The organism is Variovorax sp. GW823-FHT02B07 (genome assembly GCF_058797695.1).
This window is the reverse complement of sequence record NZ_JBXAJX010000001.1, coordinates 373089-391788: the sequence shown is the minus strand read 5'-3', so window position 1 is coordinate 391788 and position 18700 is coordinate 373089. Positions and strand designations below refer to the sequence as shown.

Sequence of the window (18700 nt, the reverse complement as noted above, 5' to 3'; positions counted from 1 at the left end):
TGGGGCGGCCGGCGCGGCCCGCTACAGCAGGCCTCTGGCAGAGGCCTTCAGCGTGGCGGCCGCGCGGGTCGAGCAACCCAGCTTGCGGAACACGCGTTCGACGTGCGTGCGCACCGTGCTCGCACTGATGCCCAGCGCACGCGCGACCTGCTTCGTGTTGTCGCCCTGGCTGATGCAGCGCAGGACGTCCAGCTCGCGCTGGGACAGCGACGCGTCGTCCTGCGCAGGGGCCGCGGGCTTCGCAGGCGTGCCCGAGAGCGCGCAGGCGAGCAGCGCGTCGACGACCTCCGCGTCGAAGCGGCCGGCCTCGACGTCCGCCTGCAGGCGATCGCGCGCCTGGGCGTCGGTCAGTTCGGGCCGCCACGGACGGCGGGTGCGGTGCGACACCCACTGCTCGGCCGCCGCGACGACCTGCCCTTCGAGCGGCATCGACGCGCCGGAGCGGCCACGGAAGTAGCCGGAGCCATCACGCCGCTCGAAAGCGAACGAGGCGATCTCTGCTTCTGCCGCAAGGCCGTCGATCTGCCCCGCGGCGCGGGACGTCCAGTACGGCACGAGCCGCAGGCGCTCCATCGACGCGGCCGGCAGCGGCTCGGGCGCATTCCAGATGGCGTTGGGCACCGCGGCCCGCCCGATGCCGTGGATCAGGCCGGCCCGGTGGATGCGATGGCACATCGCTTCGCTCATGCCCAATTGGGCGCCGCAGTCGCGCGCCAGGCGGGCGACGCGCCGCGAGTAGCCCGTCATCCACGGCAGCTTGAGGTCGCTCACGTCGCCGACGAGTTCCAGCCCGACACGCCGGCGCATCGACACCGGCGGGTCGGCGGCATCGCTCCACGGCGCGGGCGATGCATCCAGCCGCTTCATCCACGCCGCAGCGTGCGGTGCACAGGCGTCGACCAGGAAGCCGGGGTAGAGGCTGTCGGCGCGCCCCCGCGCGAGCGTGAGGGCTTCGTCGAGCCCGTAGAGGCGGCTGAAGATTTCGAGATCGCTCGCCAGGGCCACGACGTAGGTGGCCAGCGGAACGCCCTCGCCCTGCAGCAGGCCGGGGACACCGCTGCCGTCGTAGGCCTCGAAGACGGCGCGCAGTGCGGCTTCGGCCTCGGGCCCCAGGCCGAGCATGTTCGCGATGTCGCCGACAATCTCGCAGTGGATCTGGGCCATCGCCACGACGGCCCCGGGAATGGACGCCTGGTGGGGCTGGCGCAGGCGCGGTTGCGCGGAGGCCAGAAGGGCTCGCCGCCCCAGCACGTCGTCTTCCAGGAAGTCCGCGAACTCCTGCGCGTTCGCCGTGCAACCCGACCAGCGCAGCAGCGCCACGTGTCGCGCGACCTCGACCTGCGCCGCGTGGCAGCCGGCCTGCGTCGCGATCATGCCGGCCAGCCAGGCGGTGCGCAGCGAATGGTCGATGGGCTGGCCCATGCTCAGGTCGCCGATGAAGGCGAGCGCGCGGGCCGCGTCGAAAGCGGTGAGGGTGGTGTCGTCGGGCATGGGATCGCGGGGGCGAGCGCACAGCATCGCACAGCCGCCGGTTGGGCGCGTGTCGGTCATTCGACCGATACCGGGGCCCGGGGGAACGCAGAAGAATCGTTGCACCCGCCTCGTGCGAGGCGCGCCCCTCCTCCTACCCACACCTCTTCATGTCCGACATCATCCAACCCCCTCCCCAATCAGCCGCCTGGCTGCGCAAGCTCTACCTCACCCGTGCGGCCTTTTCCTTCGTGTGGGTCGCGCTGGCCTTCAGCGTCGCCAGGCAGTCACCGGTGCTGACGACGATCCTGCTGGTCGTCTATCCGGCGTGGGACGCGCTGGCGAACCTGGTGGACGCCCGGATGACGGGCGGCGCCCGGGCCAACCCCAGCCAGATGCTGAACACGTGGATCAGCGCGCTGGTCACCGTGGCCGTGGTGGCCTCGCTGGTGCTCGGGCTCCAGATCGGCCTGGCGATCTTCGGCGCCTGGGCCATCGTGTCGGGCCTTCTGCAGCTGGCGACGGCCGTTCGCCGCCGAAAGCGCCATCGGGGGCAGTGGGTGATGATGCTGAGCGGCGCGCAGTCCGCGCTGGCCGGCGGCCTCTTCGTCGCACGGCAAGGCACCGACGCCCCGGTCCTGCAGACGCTCGCAGGCTATGCGACGGTGGGCGCGGTGTACTTCCTGATCTCCGGCCTCGTGATCCTGCTTCGCAAGCCGCAGGAGCGGCCCGTGAACCCGCTCGCCGCCACGCCTACAGCATCTTCCACTTCTTGCGGTCGATGACGCGGCGGCGCGTGTCCATGTTCAGCTGCGACAGCTCGATGTTCACCTGGTCCTTCGTGATGTCGACCAGCCCCCAGTTGCATTGCAGCGCGCCGACGGTGACGGCCGTGCGCAGCGCGGCGCCGGAGGACGTGGCCTCGAACAGGCTCCAGGGGCCGGCCGGCCACGGCACGGCGAAGCGGTTCTCGTGCACGTCGCCGCTGAGGATGAGGATGCGGCGCTTCTCCGCGAGCTTGAGGATCGCGGCGTGCTCGGCCGCGCAATCCATCCAGGTCTCGCCGTGGCGGGCTTCGAAGGTGAGGCCGCTGGCGATCAGGTGCACGGTCTTCTCGTCCGAGTCTTCGATGGCCTTCTTCAGCTTGTTCATCTGTTTCTTGCCGAGCACGGCGTCCTCGCCGCCCTTGGTCTTGTAGCTGCGACCGTCGGTGAGGTGCAGCATCACCGGACCATCCGCGTCGCCGACATTGCTCAGCATGAGGGGCCGGTAGCCGGGTTCGGGAACGCCCGAGGCCCAGGGATCGCCGGCCTTGGGAAAGGTCTTCGGATCGTTCGAATCCAGCGCCTTGCGGTATTCCTGGAACGCGGCGCGGGTCGGGTCCAGCAGGTGCCGGTAGGAAGGCTGTCCCTCGATCTGCGCACCGCAGGCACCGTTCCACAGGAAGTCGTGGTCGTCCCAGATCGGATGGATCTGCAGGTCGGTCTTGCGCACCAGCTTGGCGAACTCCTTCTGGTTCAGCTGGTCGCGCAGCCGGCCGAAGGCATGGATCGCGAAGTCGTTGGCGCCCATGGCCTTGATGGCGCCCATGCTGGAGCCGTCCGCGTCGTAGTAGGCCGAGTCGCCCAGCAGCACCAGGTGCGTGGCGCCGGACGCGCCCACCTGGGTCCAGACAGGTTGTTCTTTGAAGGTCTGGGCACTGAAGCAGGAAGTAAAGGCGATCTTCATCGGGAGGCTCCTCGTTGTGGGTGCGCGGATGCTAGGAGTCGCCTCGAAACGTCGCCTCCCCCATCCATGGGAGGCGCATGCCGCGGGCCGCAAGGGCTCAGCGCCCTTCGTCTTCCCAGTCGACCCACTCCACCGGATGGGTCTTGAGGTACCCGCTGACGGCGGCACCGACGGTCGGAAAGAACGCGGCTTCGCCCAGCCGCGCGAAGAGCCCGAAGCGCTTCAGCTTGTCCTTGACGGGGTCCTTCATCTCGGCAAAGCACAGCTGGATGCCCGCGTCCCGCAGGCTGTCGACCAGCTCGGCCAGCATGTCGGCGGAGGTCACGTCCACGCTGGTGACGGGCTCTGCCGCGACGACCAGCCAGCGCACCGGCGCGGGCGACGACGCCATGGCCTCGCCCACCCGGTCGCGGAACAGCTCGGCATTGGCGAAGAACAGCGGCGCATCCCAGCGAAACAAAACCAGGCCCGGAATGAGGCGCGCGTCGGGATAGCGCGTGATGTCGTGGTAGCCCTTGACGCCGTCGGCGCGCCCCAGCACCGCGGAATAGGGGCGCCAGGCATCCCACAGGAATTCGATGACCGCGATCACGATGGCCAGGCCGATGCCCTCGACGGCGCCCAGCACGACCACGCCGACCGTGCAGGCGATCGACAACCAGAACTCCCAGCGCTGGATGCGGTAGATCCGCCGCAGGTCGGCAATCTCGATCAGGCCGATGGCCGATGCGATCACGACCGCGGCCAGTGCGCTGGTGGGCAGGTTCTTCAGCAGGTCGGGCGCCGCCACCAGCAGCAGGGCAACGGCCAGTGCGCCGACGACGCCGGTCAGCTGGGTCCTGGCGCCCGCGGCCTCGGCCACCGGGGTGCGCGACGAACTGCTGCTGACGGCAAAGCCCTGGAAAAATCCGGCCGCCAGGTTGGCGGCGCCCAGCGCCACCATCTCCTGGTTCGGGTCGACGTGGGTGCGGGTGCGCGCCGCATAGACACGGGAGAGCACGCTGGTGTCGGCGAACGAGACGAGCGCGACGGCGCAACCGCCGATCAGCACGGGGCCGATGTCGGCGGCCGTGATCCACGGGATGCCGAACGCCGGCAGGCCTTGCGGGAGGGCACCGAGCACCGGCACCCCCTCGCGTGTCGCCAGGCCCAGCACGCCGACGACCACGGTCGCGCCCACCACGGCGATCAGGATGCCCGGCACGCGCCGGCGGCCCTTGAGCAGCAGGATGACCGCCAGGGTGCCCGCGCCGACCATGAGCGTGGTCGCGTGGGTCTTGCCCTCCATCACCGACACGGCGATGGCCTTCAGGGTCGCCAGCGGTGCGTCGCCCTCGACCGAAAAACCCAGCAGCCTGGGCAGCTGGCTGATCAGCACGGTCAACGCGATGCCGTTCATGTAGCCGTAGCGGATCGGCTTGGAAAGCAGCTCGGTGACGAAGCCCAGGCGTGCAACGCCCGCGAGAATGCACACCGTGCCCGACACGATCGCCATCAGGCCCGCCAGGGCGATGGCGCGCTGCGGGTCGCCGCCCGACAGCGGAAGGACGACGGCCAGGATGAGGGCCGCCAGCGAGGAGTCCGGGCCCAGCACCAGGATCCGGCTGGGGCCGAACACGGCGTACGCGAGCAGCGCGACGATGGTCGCGTAGAGGCCGTGGATGCCGGGGACGCCCGACGCCTGCGCGTAGGCGATGCCGACGGGCACCAGCATCGTGGTCAGCACCAGCCCGGCCACGATGTCGTGCCGCAGCCAGGCCAGTTCGTACCCGCGCAGCGTGCGCAGTCCCGGCAGCCAGCGGCGCCACCCGGCCGCATCGGCGGCCTTCGCCCGCGGCGCACCGCGGCCGGGTTCGGAAAGAGGAGGTGGAGGTTCCAGGTTGTTCATGCGCCGCGGGCCACAGGGTGGACGGACAGTGCAGAGGCGCGCCGGGAAAGGCAAGGGGGAAGACACGGGTGCCTGCGCGGGCCGCGCGCTCCTCCCCGCCCCTGCGCCCCGGGCGCCTGCGAAACACGCACTTGACCGGCTGCGCCCGCGCCCGAAATTCGCTAGGCTGTGGTGGCGCGCGATGCCATCGAGCGCGGAGACAACGCGATGAGCCAAGGCACATCTCTTCGTCTGCATGTACCGGAGCCCACCGGGCGGCCGGGGCACGAGACCGATTTCTCCTACCTGCACTTGTCGCGTGCCGGCGAGGTGCGAAAACCCCCGGTCGACGCATCGCCGGCCGACACCAGCGACCTGGCCTACACGCTGGTGCGCGTGCTCGACGACGACGGCCGCGCCGTCGGTCCGTGGGCGCCGCCGGCCGACCCCGAACTGCTGCGCCGCGGCCTGCGCGCGATGATGAAGACACGCGCCTTCGACGCCCGCATGCTGATCGCGCAGCGGCAGAAGAAGATCTCCTTCTACATGCAGTGCCTGGGCGAAGAGGCCATCGCCACCGGCCACGCGCTGGTGCTGCAGCAGGGCGACATGTGCTTTCCCACCTACCGCCAGCAGGGCCTGCTGCTGGCGCGCGACGACGTGACGCTGCTGGAGCTGACCTGCGAGCTGATGTCCAACGAGCGCGACCCGCTCAAGGGACGGCAGCTGCCGGTGTGCTATTCGATGAAGCGGGCCGGCTTCTTCTCGATCTCGGGCAACCTGGCCACGCAGTTCATCCAGGCGGTGGGCTGGGGCATGGCCTCGGCGATCAAGGGCGACACGCGCATCGCCTCGGGCTGGATCGGCGACGGCGCCACCGCCGAGTCCGACTTCCACACGGCGCTGACCTTCGCGCATGTCTACCGCGCGCCGGTGATCCTCAACGTGGTCAACAACCAGTGGGCGATCTCCACCTTCCAGGCCATCGCCGGCGGCGAGGCCACCACCTTCGCGGCACGCGGCGTGGGCTGCGGCATCGCCTCGCTGCGCGTCGACGGCAACGACTTCCTCGCGGTGCTGGCGGCCTCGCGCTGGGCGGCCGAGCGCGCCCGCAGCAACCTGGGGCCGACGCTGATCGAGTGGGTCACCTACCGCGCCGGCGCGCATTCGACCTCGGACGACCCGTCGCGCTACCGCCCGGCCGACGACTGGGCGCATTTTCCGCTGGGCGACCCGATCGCGCGCCTGGCACAGCACCTGACGGCCATCGGCGCCTGGTCGCAGCAGGAGCACGCGCAGACGCATGCCGACATGCAGGCGCAGGTGAACACCGCGGTGAAGGAGGCCGAGCGCTTCGGCTCCATGGCCGACGGGCACGTCGCGGGCGACGCCGCCCTGTTCGAGGACGTCTACAAGGACATGCCCGAGCACCTGAAGCGCCAGCGCGAACAGCTGGCGTCCGAGGGGTGACGGCCATGGCCTCGATGACCATGATCCAGGCCCTGCGCTCCGCCATGGACGTGATGCTCGAGCGCGACGACAACGTGATCGTCTACGGCCAGGACGTGGGCTACTTCGGCGGCGTGTTCCGTTGCACCGAAGGCCTGCAGGCCAAGTACGGCCGCTCGCGCGTGTTCGATGCGCCGATCAACGAGGGCGGCATCGTCGGCTCGGCCATCGGCATGGGCGCCTACGGCCTGCGCCCGGTGGTGGAGGTGCAGTTCGCCGACTACGTCTATCCGGCCTACGACCAGATCGTGTCCGAGGCGGCGCGCCTGCGCTACCGCTCGGCGGGCGATTTCACCGCGCCGATCACCATCCGCATGCCCTGCGGCGGCGGCATCTACGGCGGCCAGACGCACAGCCAGAGCCCGGAGGCGCTGTTCACGCACGTGTGCGGGCTACGCACGGTGATGCCTTCCAATCCGCGCGATGCCAAGGGCCTCCTGATCGCCTCGATCGAGAACGACGACCCGGTCATCTTCCTGGAGCCCAAGCGGCTGTACAACGGCCCCTTCGACGGCCACCACGACCGGCCGCTGGTGCCCTGGTCGGCGCATCCGCTGGGCGAGGTGCCCGAGGGCTACTACACGGTGCCACTGGAGTCGGCCACGGTGTTCCGCCCCGGCGCCGACCTGACGGTGATCAGCTACGGCACCATGGTCTTCGTCTGCGAAGCGGCCGCGCGCGAGACCGGCATCGACGCCGAGATCATCGACCTGCGCAGCCTGTGGCCGCTGGACCTGCAGACGCTGGTCGCCTCGGTGAAGAAGACCGGCCGCTGCGTGATCGTGCACGAGGCCACGCGCACCAGCGGCTTCGGCGCCGAGCTGACGGCGCTGGTGCAGGAGCATTGCTTCCACCACCTGGAAGCGCCGATCGGGCGCGTGGCCGGCTGGGACACGCCCTATCCGCATGCGCAGGAGTGGGCCTACTTCCCGGGCCCCGCGCGCGTCGGTGCGGCCCTGCGCCGCGCCATGGAGAACTGAATGGGCACGCTCACGATCAAGGTGCCGGACCTGGGCGAAGGCATTGCCGAGGTGGAGCTGGTGGCGTGGCGCGTGCAGCCCGGCGACACGGTGGCCGAAGACCAGGTGCTGGCCGACGTGATGACCGACAAGGCCACCGTCGAGATTCCCTCGCCGGTCGCGGGCCGGGTGGTCGCGCTCGGCGGCGAGGTGGGGCAGCAGATCGCGGTGGGCGCGGACCTGATCCGGATCGATGTGGCGGGCGGCGGCGAGGCGCAGGAGGTGGTGCCGGCCGTGTCGGCCGTCTCGGCGCCGGCGCCTGCAGCGGTGCCGGCACCGGCACCGGCCGAACGCGCGCGCCCCTCGGCCGGCAAGCCGCTCGCCGCGCCCGCGGTGCGCCATCGGGCGTCGGTCCTCGGCATCGATCTGCGGCAGGTGCCGGGCAGCAGCGCGGACGGCCGCATCCTGCACGAGGACCTCGACGCCTGGCTGCTGCGCCGGCCCGGTCCGCCGGCGCCGGATGTCGCGCGCTACGCCGAACGCAACGACGAGGAGGCCGTGCCCGTGACCGGCGTGCGCCGCCGCATCGCGCAGCGCATGCAGGATGCGATGCGCCGCATTCCGCACTTCACCTATGTCGAGGAAGTCGACGTGACCGAGCTGGAGCTGCTGCGCGCCCGCATCAACGAACGCTGGGGCGGCGAGCGGGCGCACCTGACGCTGCTGCCGCTGCTGGTGCGCGCGGTGGTGCTGGCGGTGCCGCGCTTCCCGCAGATCAATGCCCGCTTCGACGACGAGGCGGGCGTGCTCACGCGCTACGGCGCGGTGCACGTCGGCATCGCGACCCAGACGGCGGCCGGCCTCATGGTGCCGGTGCTTCGCCACGCGGAAGCGCGCGACCTCTGGTCGAGCGCGACCGAGATCGCCCGCCTGGCCGACGCCGCGCGCGCGGGCCGGGCCACGCGCGACGAGCTGAGCGGCTCGACCCTCACCGTCACCAGCTTGGGCGCGCTGGGCGGCATCGCCTCCACGCCGATCATCAACGCGCCCGAGGTGGCGATCGTCGGCGTCAACCGCATCGTGCAGCGCCCGGTGATGCTGGACGGCGCGGTGGTCGCGCGCCGCATGATGAACCTGTCCTCCTCCTTCGACCACCGCGTGGTCGACGGCCAGTTGGCGGCTGAGTTCGTGCAGGCCGTGCGGGCGTCGCTCGAATGCCCGGCGCTGCTTTTCATCGAGTAGCTGTCGGCCATGTGCACCGCATGCGGCATGAACCGGCGTCTGCGCAGTGCGTCGGCCTCATCGGCCCGCCCGGCCCGCTAGGGAAAATCGCTAGACCAAAAAGCACCGAAGTATCAATTCGGGCAAGTCGACGCGTTACAGGAATCGGACCATCCTCGCGATCCTTGGGGGAGATCGGAATCGCCGATTTCAAACCCGATGGGAGACACCTCATGACCTATACGAAACTGCTTGCAGGCTTGGCCGGCTCGGCGTTCGCTTTTTCCGTCTCGGCCACCGAACTGGTCATCGCAACCGTCAACAACGGCCACATGATCGAGATGCAGAAGCTCACGCCCTTCTTCGAAAAGGCCAACCCCGACATCAAGCTCAAGTGGGTCACGCTGGAGGAAGGCACGCTGCGCCAGCGCGTGACCACCGACATCGCCACCAAGGGCGGCCAGTTCGACGTGATGACCATCGGCCTGTACGAGGCGCCGATCTGGTCGAAGAAGGGCTGGCTGCAGCCCATCGCCACCGATGCCGCCTACGACGCCGACGACCTGCTGCCCGCCATCCGCGCCGGCCTGTCGCACGAAGGCAAGCTGTACGCGGCGCCCTTCTACGGCGAGAGCTCGATGCTCATGTACCGCAAGGACCTGGCCGACAAGGTCGGCTTCAAGATGCCCGAGCAGCCCACCTGGGCGCAGGTGAAGGAGCTGGCCGGCAAGATCCACGACCCGAAGGCCGGCGTGTACGGCATGTGCCTGCGCGGCAAGCCGGGCTGGGGCGACAACATGGGCCCGATCACCACCCTCGTGAACACGCATGGCGGCCAGTGGTTCGACATGCAGTGGAAGCCGCAGATCGACACCAAGCCCTGGAAGGACGCGATCAACTTCTACGTCGACCTCATGAAGGCCTACGGCCCGCCGGGCGCCTCGGCCAACAGCTTCAACGAGAACCTGGCGCTCTTCAACGAAGGCAAGTGCGGCATGTGGGTCGACGCGACCATCGCGGCCTCGTTCATCAGCGACCCCAAGCAGTCGAAGGTGGCCGACAAGGTGGCCTTCGCGCAAGCACCCGTCGCTGTCACGCCGAAGGGCGCGAACTGGCTGTGGACCTGGAACCTGGCCATTCCCGCCAGCTCGACCAAGGGCGCCGCCGCACAGACCTTCGTGAAGTGGGCGAGCTCCAAGGAGTACGTCAACCTCGTGGCCAAGGAGAACGGCTGGGCGTCCGTGCCCACCGGCACGCGCAAGTCGACCTACGCGAACCCCGAGTTCCAGAAGGTCGCCAGGTTCGCCGCCGCCGAGAAGAAGGCCATCGACAGCGCCAACCTCAGCGACAGCACCTTGCCCAAGTCGCCGTACGTCGGCGTGCAGTACGCGGCCATTCCCGAGTTCCAGGCCATCGGCACCGGCGTGGGCCAGCAGATGAGCGCGGCGCTGTCGGGCAAGGTCACGGTCGACCAGGCGCTGAAGACCTCGCAGAGCATCGCCGAGCGAGAGATGAAGAAGGCCGGCTACTACAAGTAGCCGGCGCTTTGCAGCCAACGCAACGGGCGACCAGAGAGCGCATGGAAAAGTCTCACCCGTCCAGGGAAGATCCGCTGTGCCGCAACGCGGAGCTCGGCTACAGCCCCTCGTCCGATCTCGACAGGCTCGTGCGCTGCGTGAGCCACGGCACGCCCTCGCCGCTCATCCGGTGGCACTACCACGACGACTACGAGATCCACCTGGTCGTGTCCACCTGCGGAAAGATGTTCGTGGGGGACTACATCGGCACCTTCGAGCCGGGCAACCTCGTGATCACGGGCCCGAGGCTCCCTCACAACTGGATCTCGACGAACGCACCCGCCGGCGGCGTGGCACTGCGCGATCACTGCATCGTCTTCGACCGGGGGCCGCTGGATCGGGCGTCCGAGTCGATCTCGGAACTCAAGGACGTGCTGCCCCTTCTGGACCGGTCTGCACGCGGCATCGAATTCTTCGACATGTCGGCGCTCGCCGGCGACTACTTCGGCCGCATCCGCGCCAGCCAGGGCATATCGAGGTTCTCGGTCTTCCTCGAGTTCCTCTGCGTGCTCGGCGAGTGGAAGGACTACCGGCTGCTCTCCAACCCCTGGACCGATGCGGCGGAGGACGCAAGCTCGATGGCGCAGATCGACGCGATCATCGGCTTCATGAACGACCGCTATGCCGAAGACCTCTCGATGCCGCGGGTGGCTCGGCACTTCGGCATGAGCAAGAGCCACTTCTCGCGTCTCTTTCATCGACGCACAGGCAACACGTTCACGGACTTCCTGATCCAGCTGCGCGTGTCCAGGGCGTGCCAGCTGCTGGCGCATGCGCGCGATCCGATCGCCGCGATCTGCCAGGACGTCGGGTTCAACAACGTCGCCAACTTCAACCGCCGCTTCCTTGCAGTGAAGGGAATGACGCCTTCCGCGTTTCGCAAGGCGTTTGCGGACCCGCGCTGAGGGCGGAGGGCCTCAAGGCCATGTGAACACGTGGTGAGCGCGTGCTTTCGTTGCAGCGATCAGCCGCGCGTTCGGTGCATCGGTATTGGCCACCCAGTCGCGCGCGGCCTCGGCATTGCGGCCAAACTGCCGATGGCGCGCGAGCAGGCGTTCCTCGCGCACCGCGTCGTCGATGTCCACGTACCAGACCTCGTCGAGCATCGCCGCCGCCCTCGCCCACGGGCCGGCGTCGTGCAGGAGGTAGTTGCCTTCGGTGATGACGAGGGGCGTCGAGGGCAGCACCGCAATGGCGCCGGCGATCGGCTCCTCGATCTCGCGGCGGAACTCGGGGGCGTAGACGATGTCGCCGTCGGGGCGCTGATTGCGCAGCCGCTGCAGCAGGGCGACGTAGCCGGCGCTGTCGAAGGTATCGGGCGCGCCCTTTCGGTCGGCACGGCCGAGCCGTTGCAACTCGACGTTGGCGAGGTGAAAGCCGTCCATCGGCACGACCTGTGCGCAGCCGGCGCCAGCCGCCTGGCGCAACGCCATCGCGAGCGTGGACTTGCCTGCGCCGGGCGCACCGACCAGCCCCAGCAGCTTGCGCTGGCCGCCGGCCATCAGGGCATGCAGGCGCGCGACTGAATCTGAAGGAAGAAAGAAGGGCTGCGGCATGGCGTTCATGGCTGCAGCGTATCGCCCGCGCCGCCCCGGAGTTTGCCGATGGCGCCTTCGTTCTTTGCACATGGCGCACGGCGCTTCAAAGCTGGAAGGTTCACGCCCGAGCCCCCCGCAGGCCGCCGGAACGCCCCGGGAATACCCTCTGAACCCCCTGCAATCTTCTTGCCTACAGTACTTGTATGCAAGAAAAAGCGATCCTTGCATGCAAAACCTCGACACGACAATGACAGGAGATTTCCATGCCTCGCTTTGCCAAATCGCTCTTCGGACAGGTGGTCATCGCACTGGTGATCGGCGTGCTCGTCGGCCTCTTTGCCCCCGAGTTCGCCGCCAAGCTCAAGCCGCTGGGTGACGGCTTCATCAAGCTGATCAAGATGATCATTCCCGTGCTGGTGTTCTGCGTGGTGGTGCATGGCATCGCTGGCGCGGGCGACCTCAAGCGCGTGGGCCGGGTCGGCGTGAAGGCGCTGATCTACTTCGAGGTGCTGACCACCATCGCGCTGGCGATGGGCCTGGTGCTGGCCTTCGTGTTCGAGCCGGGCGTGGGCATGAACGTCGACCCCAAGGCGCTGGACGCCAGCGCCATGAGCGCCTACGCCTCCAACGCCGACAAGCTCACCAGCGGCGGCACGGTCGAGTTCCTGATGAAGCTCATTCCCACCACGGTGGTGGCCGCCTTCGCCACCGGCGACGTGCTGCAGGTGCTGCTGTTCGCGGTGCTGTTCGGCTGCGCGCTGTCGCTGCTGGGCGATCGCGGCGCGCCGGTGGCGGCGGTGGTGGACGCGCTCTCGCTGGTGCTGTTCAAGATCATGGGGATCATCATCAAGCTGGCGCCGCTGGGCGTGCTGGGCGCCATCGCCTTCACGGTCGGCAAGTACGGCATCGGCTCGCTCAAGCAGCTGGGCATGCTGGTCGCCCTCTTCTACGGCGCGGTGCTGGTCTTCGTGTTCGTGGTGCTGGGGCTGGTGATGCGCATGTCGGGCTTCAGCCTGTGGAAGCTGCTGCGCTACCTGCGCGAAGAGCTGGCCATCGTGTTCGCCACCACCTCGTCGGACAGCGTGCTGCCGCAGATCATGGCCAAGCTGCGCCGCATGGGCATCCGCGATTCGACGGTGGGCCTGGTGATTCCCACGGGCTACTCGTTCAACCTCGACGCGTTCTCGATCTACATCACGCTGGCGGCCGTGTTCATTGCGCAGGCGACCAACACGCCGATCTCGATGGCCGACCTGCTGACCATCCTGGCGATCGCACTGGTCACCTCCAAGGGCGCGCACGGCGTGCCGGGCTCGGCGATCGTGGTGCTGGCCGCCACGCTGCATGCGATTCCGGCGATTCCCGCCATCGGCCTGGTGCTGGTGCTGTCGGTCGACTGGTTCATGGGCATCGCCCGCGCGCTGGGCAACCTGATCGGCAACTGCGTGGCCACCGTGGCGATCGCCGCGTGGGAAGGCGACATCGACCGCGAACGTGCCCATGCCGTGCTCGACGGCACCTATTCGCCCGACGACGAGCCGCTGGCCGAGGCGCCCGTGGTAAACACCGGCACCGCCGCTTCCACCGCCCACTGAAAAAAATGCCCGCCGACGTCAGCCCCACCGCCATCGCCGAACGCGTCGTCGAGGCCATCCTCGCGCAGAAGCTCGCGCCCGGCGACCGGCTCGGCGAGCAGGCGCTGGCCGAGAACTTCTCGGTCAGCCGCACGATGGTGCGCGAGGCGCTGATGCAGCTGCAGGCGCGCGGTTTCGTCGAGGTGCAGTCGCGCCGCGGCTGGTACGTGGTGGAGCCCTCGGCCGAGGAAGCGCGCGACGCCTTCTCGGCGCGCCGCATCGTCGAGGCCGGCATCCTGGCCGCGAGCGAAGGCCGACCGCTGGGCCAGGTGATCCGCAAGCTGCGCGACCACATCGCCGACGAGCAGCGCGCCATCGAAGGCGCCGACGCCGCCACGCGCGCCTTCCTGCTGGCCGACTTCCATGTCTGCCTGGCCGAGCAGATGGGTCACCAGCTGCTGGTCGACGTGCTGCGCGACCTCACGGCGCGCACCACGCTGGCGGCCACGCTGTACCAATCGAAGCACGAGGCCGGGCAGTCGTGCGCGGAGCACGGCGCCATCGTCGCGGCGCTCGAGGCCGGCAACATCGAGCAGGCGCGCCAGCTCATACTCGACCACATCGGCAATGTCGAACGGGCGCTGGAGGTCGATGCCACCGCCGAGCCCGACGCGCCGAGCCGGCTGCGCGCCACGCTGGCGCCGGTGGCGCTGCCGCGCGCCGCCAGACGTTGAAGCTGTGCATTTGTGCCACGATCAGCTATCAATTGAATAGCTGACACCCGCCGCCGGTCCTGCGCCTGCGGCGTTTTTCCTTGGCAACCCTGCTGCGCCGCACAAGGGCGCGCCGGCTGACACGGCGGCGGGTTCCGGCTCGGCTACAGTCCGAGACACTTATGAACTCTCCCCAACTCCAGCGCGGCGTCTTCCTCGCCCTGCTTGCCGCCGTCACCGTCGCCTTTCTGTGGGTGCTGATGCCGTTCTTCGGCGCGGTGCTCTGGGGGGTGGCGCTGGCGATTCTGTTCACGCCGCTGTTCAAGTGGCTGCTCAAGAAGATGCCCGGTCGGCGCAACGTGGCCGCGATGTCCACGCTGGCGATCTGCCTGTTCATCGTGATCCTGCCGCTGGCGATGGTGGGCGTGTCGCTGGTGCAGGAGATCGCGCTGATCACCCAGAGCATCCGCTCGGGCCAGATCAACTTCGCGGCCTACTTCCAGCAGATCCTGAACGCCACGCCGCAGTGGCTGCTGAACATCGTGGAGCGCTTCAACCTGGGCGACATGGCGGCCTGGCAGGCGCGCGTCTCGGCCATCGCGGGCCAGGCCAGCCAGCTCATCGCCAGCCAGGCGCTGGCCATCGGGCAGAACACCTTCGACTTCGTGGTGAGCTTCTTCGTGATGCTGTACCTGCTGTACTTCCTGGTGCGCGACGGCACCTCGCTGTCGAAGACCATGCGCGATGCGCTGCCGCTGGCCAAGCCGCACACGCACTACCTGCTGAACAAGTTCACCACCGTGATCCGCGCCACCGTGAAGGGCAACGTGGCCGTGGCCATCGCGCAGGGCACCATCGGCGGGCTGGCCTTCTGGTTCCTGGGCGTGCAGGGCGCGCTGCTGTGGGCGGTGCTGATGGCCTTCCTGTCGCTGCTGCCGGCCGTGGGCGCGGCGCTGATCTGGGGCCCCGTGGCCATCTACTACCTGGCCACCGGCCACTTCTGGCAAGGCGGTGTGCTGATCTTCATCGGCGTGTTCGTGATCGGCCTGGTCGACAACATCCTGCGCCCCGTGCTGGTGGGCAAGGACACGCAGATGCCCGACTACATCGTGCTGATGTCGACCATCGGCGGCATGGCGATCTTCGGCATCAACGGCTTCGTGATCGGGCCGGTGATCGCGGCGCTGTTCATGGCGGCCTGGAGCCTGTTTGCGGACTCGGGCCATGTGGGCACGGGGCACGCGGTCGAAGAGGCCGCGCAAGCCCCGAAGGACGGGCAGGACAAGGCCTGACACCGGTCGCGGCCCTTCCCGGGCCGCGGCGTTCGCTCCTTCTGCGCGCATTTCGCGCGCGCAATCACGCATTCCGTCGCATGACGCTGGGCACCGCCCGGCGACTGCGGGATCGTCGGGCCCTCCACCCACCACGAGGCCTGCCATGCACCTTCCCGCTTTCCTCTCCCGCCCCGCCGCGCGCGGCCTGATCGCCGCTGCCGCGCTCGCCCCGCTCGGCGCCCTGGCCGCCGACCTGAACCTGCGCATCGCCGACGGCCCCGCCGCCGGCGCCACGCTCTACGTCGCGCTGTACAACGACGCCGCCAGCTACGCCGAGAGCAAGGCCCTCGCCTCGCAGACCGCGCCGATGCGCGAAGGCAAGGCCCGCTTCGTCTTCACCGACCTGGCACCGGGCCGCTACGCGCTGCGCGTGTTCGCCGACGAGAACGGCAACGGCAAGCTCGACACCAACCTGGTGGGCATGCCGATCGAACGCTACGGCTTCTCGAACGACGCCAAGGGCAACCGCGGCGCGCCCGACTTCGAGGCCGCGGCACTGCGCATCGACGCCGACGCGCAGGCCGTCATCCACCTGCGCTGAGGAGACACGGCCATGGAACGACGCGAACTCCTGCGCCTGCTGGCCACGGCTGGCGCCCTGCCCCTGCTCGCCCCGCTCGCACGCGCGGCCGGCACCACCGACGACTGGCAAGCCCAGTTCGAAGCCGCCGACGCGCCCTGGAAGATCGGCTTCGCCACGCCCCCGGGCGACCTGCCCCTGACCCGCGCCACCGTGCGCGGGCGCTTTCCCGACGCCGTCGCCGGCACGCTGTTTCGCATCGGCCCGGCCGGCCACGACCTGGGCGGCGAGCGCTACCACCACTGGTTCGACGGCGACGGCATGGTGCACCGCTTCGTCATCGAGGGCGCCGACGTGCGCCACCAGGGCCGCTACGTCGCCACGCCCAAGCGCGTGGCCGAGGTGAAGGCCAGCCGCCACCTCACCGAAGCCTTCGGCACCATGCCGCCGGGCGTGGAGCCGCCCACCTCGGCCGACGCCATCAACGTCGCCAACACCAGCGTGCTGCCGATGCAGGGCGAGGTGCTGGCGCTGTGGGAAGGCGGCTCGGCCACGCGCATCGATGCACGCACCCTCGACACGCTGGGCGTGAAGACCTGGCGCGCCGACCTCGCGGGCATGCCCTTCTCGGCCCACCCCAAGGTCGACCCGGACGGCACGGTGTGGAACTTCGGCGTGAGCTCGGGCCAGAGCCTGCTGGCGCTGTACGAGATCGCGCCCGGCGGCGCGCTGCGCCGCGCGGCCGTGGTGCCGGTGCCCGAGCTGCCGATGGTCCACGACTTCGCCGTGACCGCGCGGCACCTGGTGTTCCTCATGCCGCCGCTGGTGTACGACAGCAAGCGCAAAGAGGCCGGCGCGAGCTTTCTCGACGCCCACGTCTGGCGGCCCGAGCTCGGCATGCGCGCGCTGGTGGTCGACAAGCAGGACTGGGACAAGCGCCAGCTGCTGGAGCTGCCGGCCGGCTTCCTGTTCCACGTCGGCAATGCGTGGGAAGAGGACACGCCGCGCGGTGTGCGCATCCACATCGACTACGTGCGCACGCAGAACGCCGAGTCGGTGTTCACCAGCAACCGCGAGGTGATGCGCGCACGCCGTGTGCGCCGCAACGAGCCGCGCCTGACCGTCGCCACGCTCGACCTGGGCACCGGCAAGGCCACGCAGCGCGAACTGCCGTTGGAGGCCGAGTTCCCGCGCATCGACCCGCGCCGTGTCGGCCTGCGCCACCGCCAGGTGGTGCACGCCACGCAGACGCGCGCCGACGTGCCGGGCTTCGGCGCCGTTGCGCGCACCGACATCGAGAGCGGACGCAGCCAGCGCTTCAGCTACGGCGCGCAGGCCATCGTGGAAGAGCACGTCTTCGTGCCCGACGGCGCCAAGGCCGGCTGGGTGCTGGGCACGGCGCTGGACTTCGGGCGGCAGCGGACGGTGCTGTCGTGCTTCGCCGCCGACCACCTGGCCGCCGGGCCGGTGGCGCAGGCGATGCTGCCGTACGCGCTGCCGCTGGGGTTGCACGGCGCCTTCGTGAAGGCCTGAGAAGGTGTGAACGCCCGACCGCTGCGGCCACGCGCACGCGGGGCCTGCAGCGGTCTCCCGTTCAGGCGGCCTTCGCGATCGGGATCGTCATGCCCCGGTGCACCTCCGCCTCGCCGTGCCTGGCCAGCAGCTGCATCAGGTGCTTGCGGATCAGCATGCCCGGCCGGTCGGACTCCATCGAGTACTCCACGCCGCGCCGACGCGTGTCGACCAGCGCATCGGGGTCGGTCGATTCGAGGATGTCCTTGTCCTCGCGCGTGATCTCCTCGTCGAAGTCGATCAGCATCTGCGCCGCGCAGTCGGCCTCGGTGTCGTTGCGGAACAGCCATTGGCACAGCTGCATGCGCCCGTCGTCGATGGGCGTGAAGCAGTTGATGATGATGTGGCGGATGCCGCTCGGGTACTCGATGTCGAGGCGGCGCGCGAACGGCAGGAAGTAGGCGTTGCGCATGTGGCGCGTGGTGATCGCGTCGGTCACGCCGCTGATCGCATGGAACTTCACCGGGTTGGTCGCTTCGATCACCGTCTCGGCGTAGAAGCCCGATTCGTTTTCCACCAGTTCGTACTTGCTCGGCTTCGGGCTTGCGGCCACGCCGAAGGTGGCGCGGTGCACGAAGCTGAAATGCGAGTTGTCGAAGGAGTTTTCGAGCGCGCGCATCGGGCTGGTCTGCCACTCTTCGTAAAACTGGAAGATCGTGCGGTAGCCCGGGTCGTCGAACTCGGGAATGGCCGGGATGTCGGCGATGGGCTCCTCCAGCGCCACCCAGGCGTAGCCGTAGCGCGCGGTGCAGGGGTAGGCCGTGGTCTTGTACTCGGGCGAGATCGTGCGATCGGGCTCGTACTGCGGAATGCGCACCACCTGGCCGCTGCGGTCGTAGGTCCAGCCGTGGTAGCCGCACTGGATCGCGCCCTGCCCGCAGGCCTTGCCTTCGCCATCCACGCACCAGCCCTTCGAAAGCTTGGCGGTGCGGTGGCAGCAGCGGTCGCGCAGGGCAGCCGGCTGGCCGTCGGCGTCGAGAAACAGAACGATGTCTTCGCCCAGCAGCCGAAAAGGCTTGGGGCCGTGGGCCAGTTCGGTGAGCGGCATGACGGCATGCCAGAACTTGCGGAAGACGGGTTGTCGGGTGACGAGCATGGGCGAACTCCTTCGATGTGCG

General features: G+C 69.3%; 16 protein-coding genes. 11 read left to right on the top strand and 5 right to left on the bottom strand.

Annotation, left to right across the window (positions count from 1 at the left end; genetic code table 11):
- Positions 1-21: 21 nt before the first annotated feature.
- Positions 22-1491, bottom strand: a complete 1470-nt coding sequence (locus AC1RGU_RS01940) for an HD domain-containing phosphohydrolase (protein WP_492694362.1) — start codon at positions 1489-1491, stop codon at positions 22-24.
- 149 nt (positions 1492-1640) lie between these two features.
- Between AC1RGU_RS01940 and AC1RGU_RS01935 the strand changes: the two genes are divergently transcribed.
- Complete coding sequence (locus AC1RGU_RS01935; protein WP_492694360.1) at positions 1641-2255, top strand: DUF308 domain-containing protein; 615 nt, start codon at positions 1641-1643, stop codon at positions 2253-2255.
- Here AC1RGU_RS01935 and AC1RGU_RS01930 read toward each other — a convergent pair.
- Both AC1RGU_RS01930 and AC1RGU_RS01925 read right to left on the bottom strand, forming a co-directional pair.
- Complete coding sequence (locus AC1RGU_RS01930) at positions 2224-3198, bottom strand: metallophosphoesterase family protein (protein ID WP_492694358.1); 975 nt, start codon at positions 3196-3198, stop codon at positions 2224-2226. The genes AC1RGU_RS01935 and AC1RGU_RS01930 overlap by 32 nt on opposite strands.
- A gap of 97 nt (positions 3199-3295) precedes the next feature.
- On the bottom strand, positions 3296-5086 hold the full coding sequence (locus tag AC1RGU_RS01925) for a SulP family inorganic anion transporter (RefSeq protein WP_492694356.1): 1791 nt from the start codon (positions 5084-5086) through the stop codon (positions 3296-3298).
- 207 nt (positions 5087-5293) lie between these two features.
- Here AC1RGU_RS01925 and AC1RGU_RS01920 point away from each other — a divergent pair, with 207 nt between their 5' ends.
- The 5 genes from AC1RGU_RS01920 to AC1RGU_RS01900 all read left to right on the top strand — a co-directional run bounded on the left by AC1RGU_RS01920 (position 5294) and on the right by AC1RGU_RS01900 (position 11236).
- The gene (locus AC1RGU_RS01920) at positions 5294-6535 is read left to right on the top strand and encodes a 3-methyl-2-oxobutanoate dehydrogenase (2-methylpropanoyl-transferring) subunit alpha (protein WP_492694354.1); all 1242 of its coding nucleotides are present in this window, start codon (positions 5294-5296) and stop codon (positions 6533-6535) included.
- A gap of 5 nt (positions 6536-6540) precedes the next feature.
- Positions 6541-7554 carry an alpha-ketoacid dehydrogenase subunit beta gene (locus AC1RGU_RS01915; protein ID WP_062472230.1) on the top strand — a complete coding sequence of 338 codons (1014 nt, stop codon included), beginning with the start codon at positions 6541-6543 and terminating at the stop codon, positions 7552-7554.
- The gene (locus tag AC1RGU_RS01910; RefSeq protein ID WP_492694352.1) at positions 7555-8775 is read left to right on the top strand and encodes a dihydrolipoamide acetyltransferase family protein; all 1221 of its coding nucleotides are present in this window, start codon (positions 7555-7557) and stop codon (positions 8773-8775) included. It begins immediately after the preceding gene.
- A 212-nt stretch (positions 8776-8987) separates the two neighbouring features.
- Positions 8988-10292 carry an ABC transporter substrate-binding protein gene (locus AC1RGU_RS01905; protein ID WP_492694350.1) on the top strand — a complete coding sequence of 435 codons (1305 nt, stop codon included), beginning with the start codon at positions 8988-8990 and terminating at the stop codon, positions 10290-10292.
- A gap of 41 nt (positions 10293-10333) precedes the next feature.
- Positions 10334-11236: a helix-turn-helix domain-containing protein gene (locus AC1RGU_RS01900; protein ID WP_070061640.1), complete on the top strand. Its 903-nt coding sequence runs from the start codon at positions 10334-10336 to the stop codon at positions 11234-11236.
- A gap of 12 nt (positions 11237-11248) precedes the next feature.
- Here the strand turns inward: AC1RGU_RS01900 and AC1RGU_RS01895 are convergent, their stop codons facing one another.
- A complete protein-coding gene (locus AC1RGU_RS01895) occupies positions 11249-11896 on the bottom strand; it encodes a nucleoside/nucleotide kinase family protein (RefSeq protein ID WP_492694348.1) in 648 nt (215 codons plus the stop codon).
- 236 nt (positions 11897-12132) lie between these two features.
- Between AC1RGU_RS01895 and AC1RGU_RS01890 the strand changes: the two genes are divergently transcribed.
- From AC1RGU_RS01890 to AC1RGU_RS01870, 5 genes are all read left to right on the top strand, one after another.
- Positions 12133-13464, top strand: coding sequence for a C4-dicarboxylate transporter DctA (locus tag AC1RGU_RS01890; RefSeq protein WP_062472092.1), 1332 nt, complete (start codon positions 12133-12135; stop codon positions 13462-13464).
- 5 nt (positions 13465-13469) lie between these two features.
- A complete protein-coding gene (locus AC1RGU_RS01885) occupies positions 13470-14177 on the top strand; it encodes a GntR family transcriptional regulator (RefSeq protein WP_492694346.1) in 708 nt (235 codons plus the stop codon).
- Positions 14178-14338: 161 nt separating this feature from the next.
- Positions 14339-15448: an AI-2E family transporter gene (locus AC1RGU_RS01880; RefSeq protein ID WP_062472098.1), complete on the top strand. Its 1110-nt coding sequence runs from the start codon at positions 14339-14341 to the stop codon at positions 15446-15448.
- 145 nt (positions 15449-15593) lie between these two features.
- Positions 15594-16031 (top strand): DUF2141 domain-containing protein, encoded by a 438-nt coding sequence (locus tag AC1RGU_RS01875; RefSeq protein ID WP_307586462.1) that lies wholly within the window; start codon positions 15594-15596, stop codon positions 16029-16031.
- A 12-nt stretch (positions 16032-16043) separates the two neighbouring features.
- The gene (locus tag AC1RGU_RS01870; RefSeq protein ID WP_492694344.1) at positions 16044-17543 is read left to right on the top strand and encodes a carotenoid oxygenase family protein; all 1500 of its coding nucleotides are present in this window, start codon (positions 16044-16046) and stop codon (positions 17541-17543) included.
- A 61-nt stretch (positions 17544-17604) separates the two neighbouring features.
- Here AC1RGU_RS01870 and AC1RGU_RS01865 read toward each other — a convergent pair whose 3' ends face one another.
- A complete protein-coding gene (locus AC1RGU_RS01865) occupies positions 17605-18678 on the bottom strand; it encodes an aromatic ring-hydroxylating dioxygenase subunit alpha (protein WP_487850370.1) in 1074 nt (357 codons plus the stop codon).
- Positions 18679-18700 lie beyond the last annotated feature (22 nt).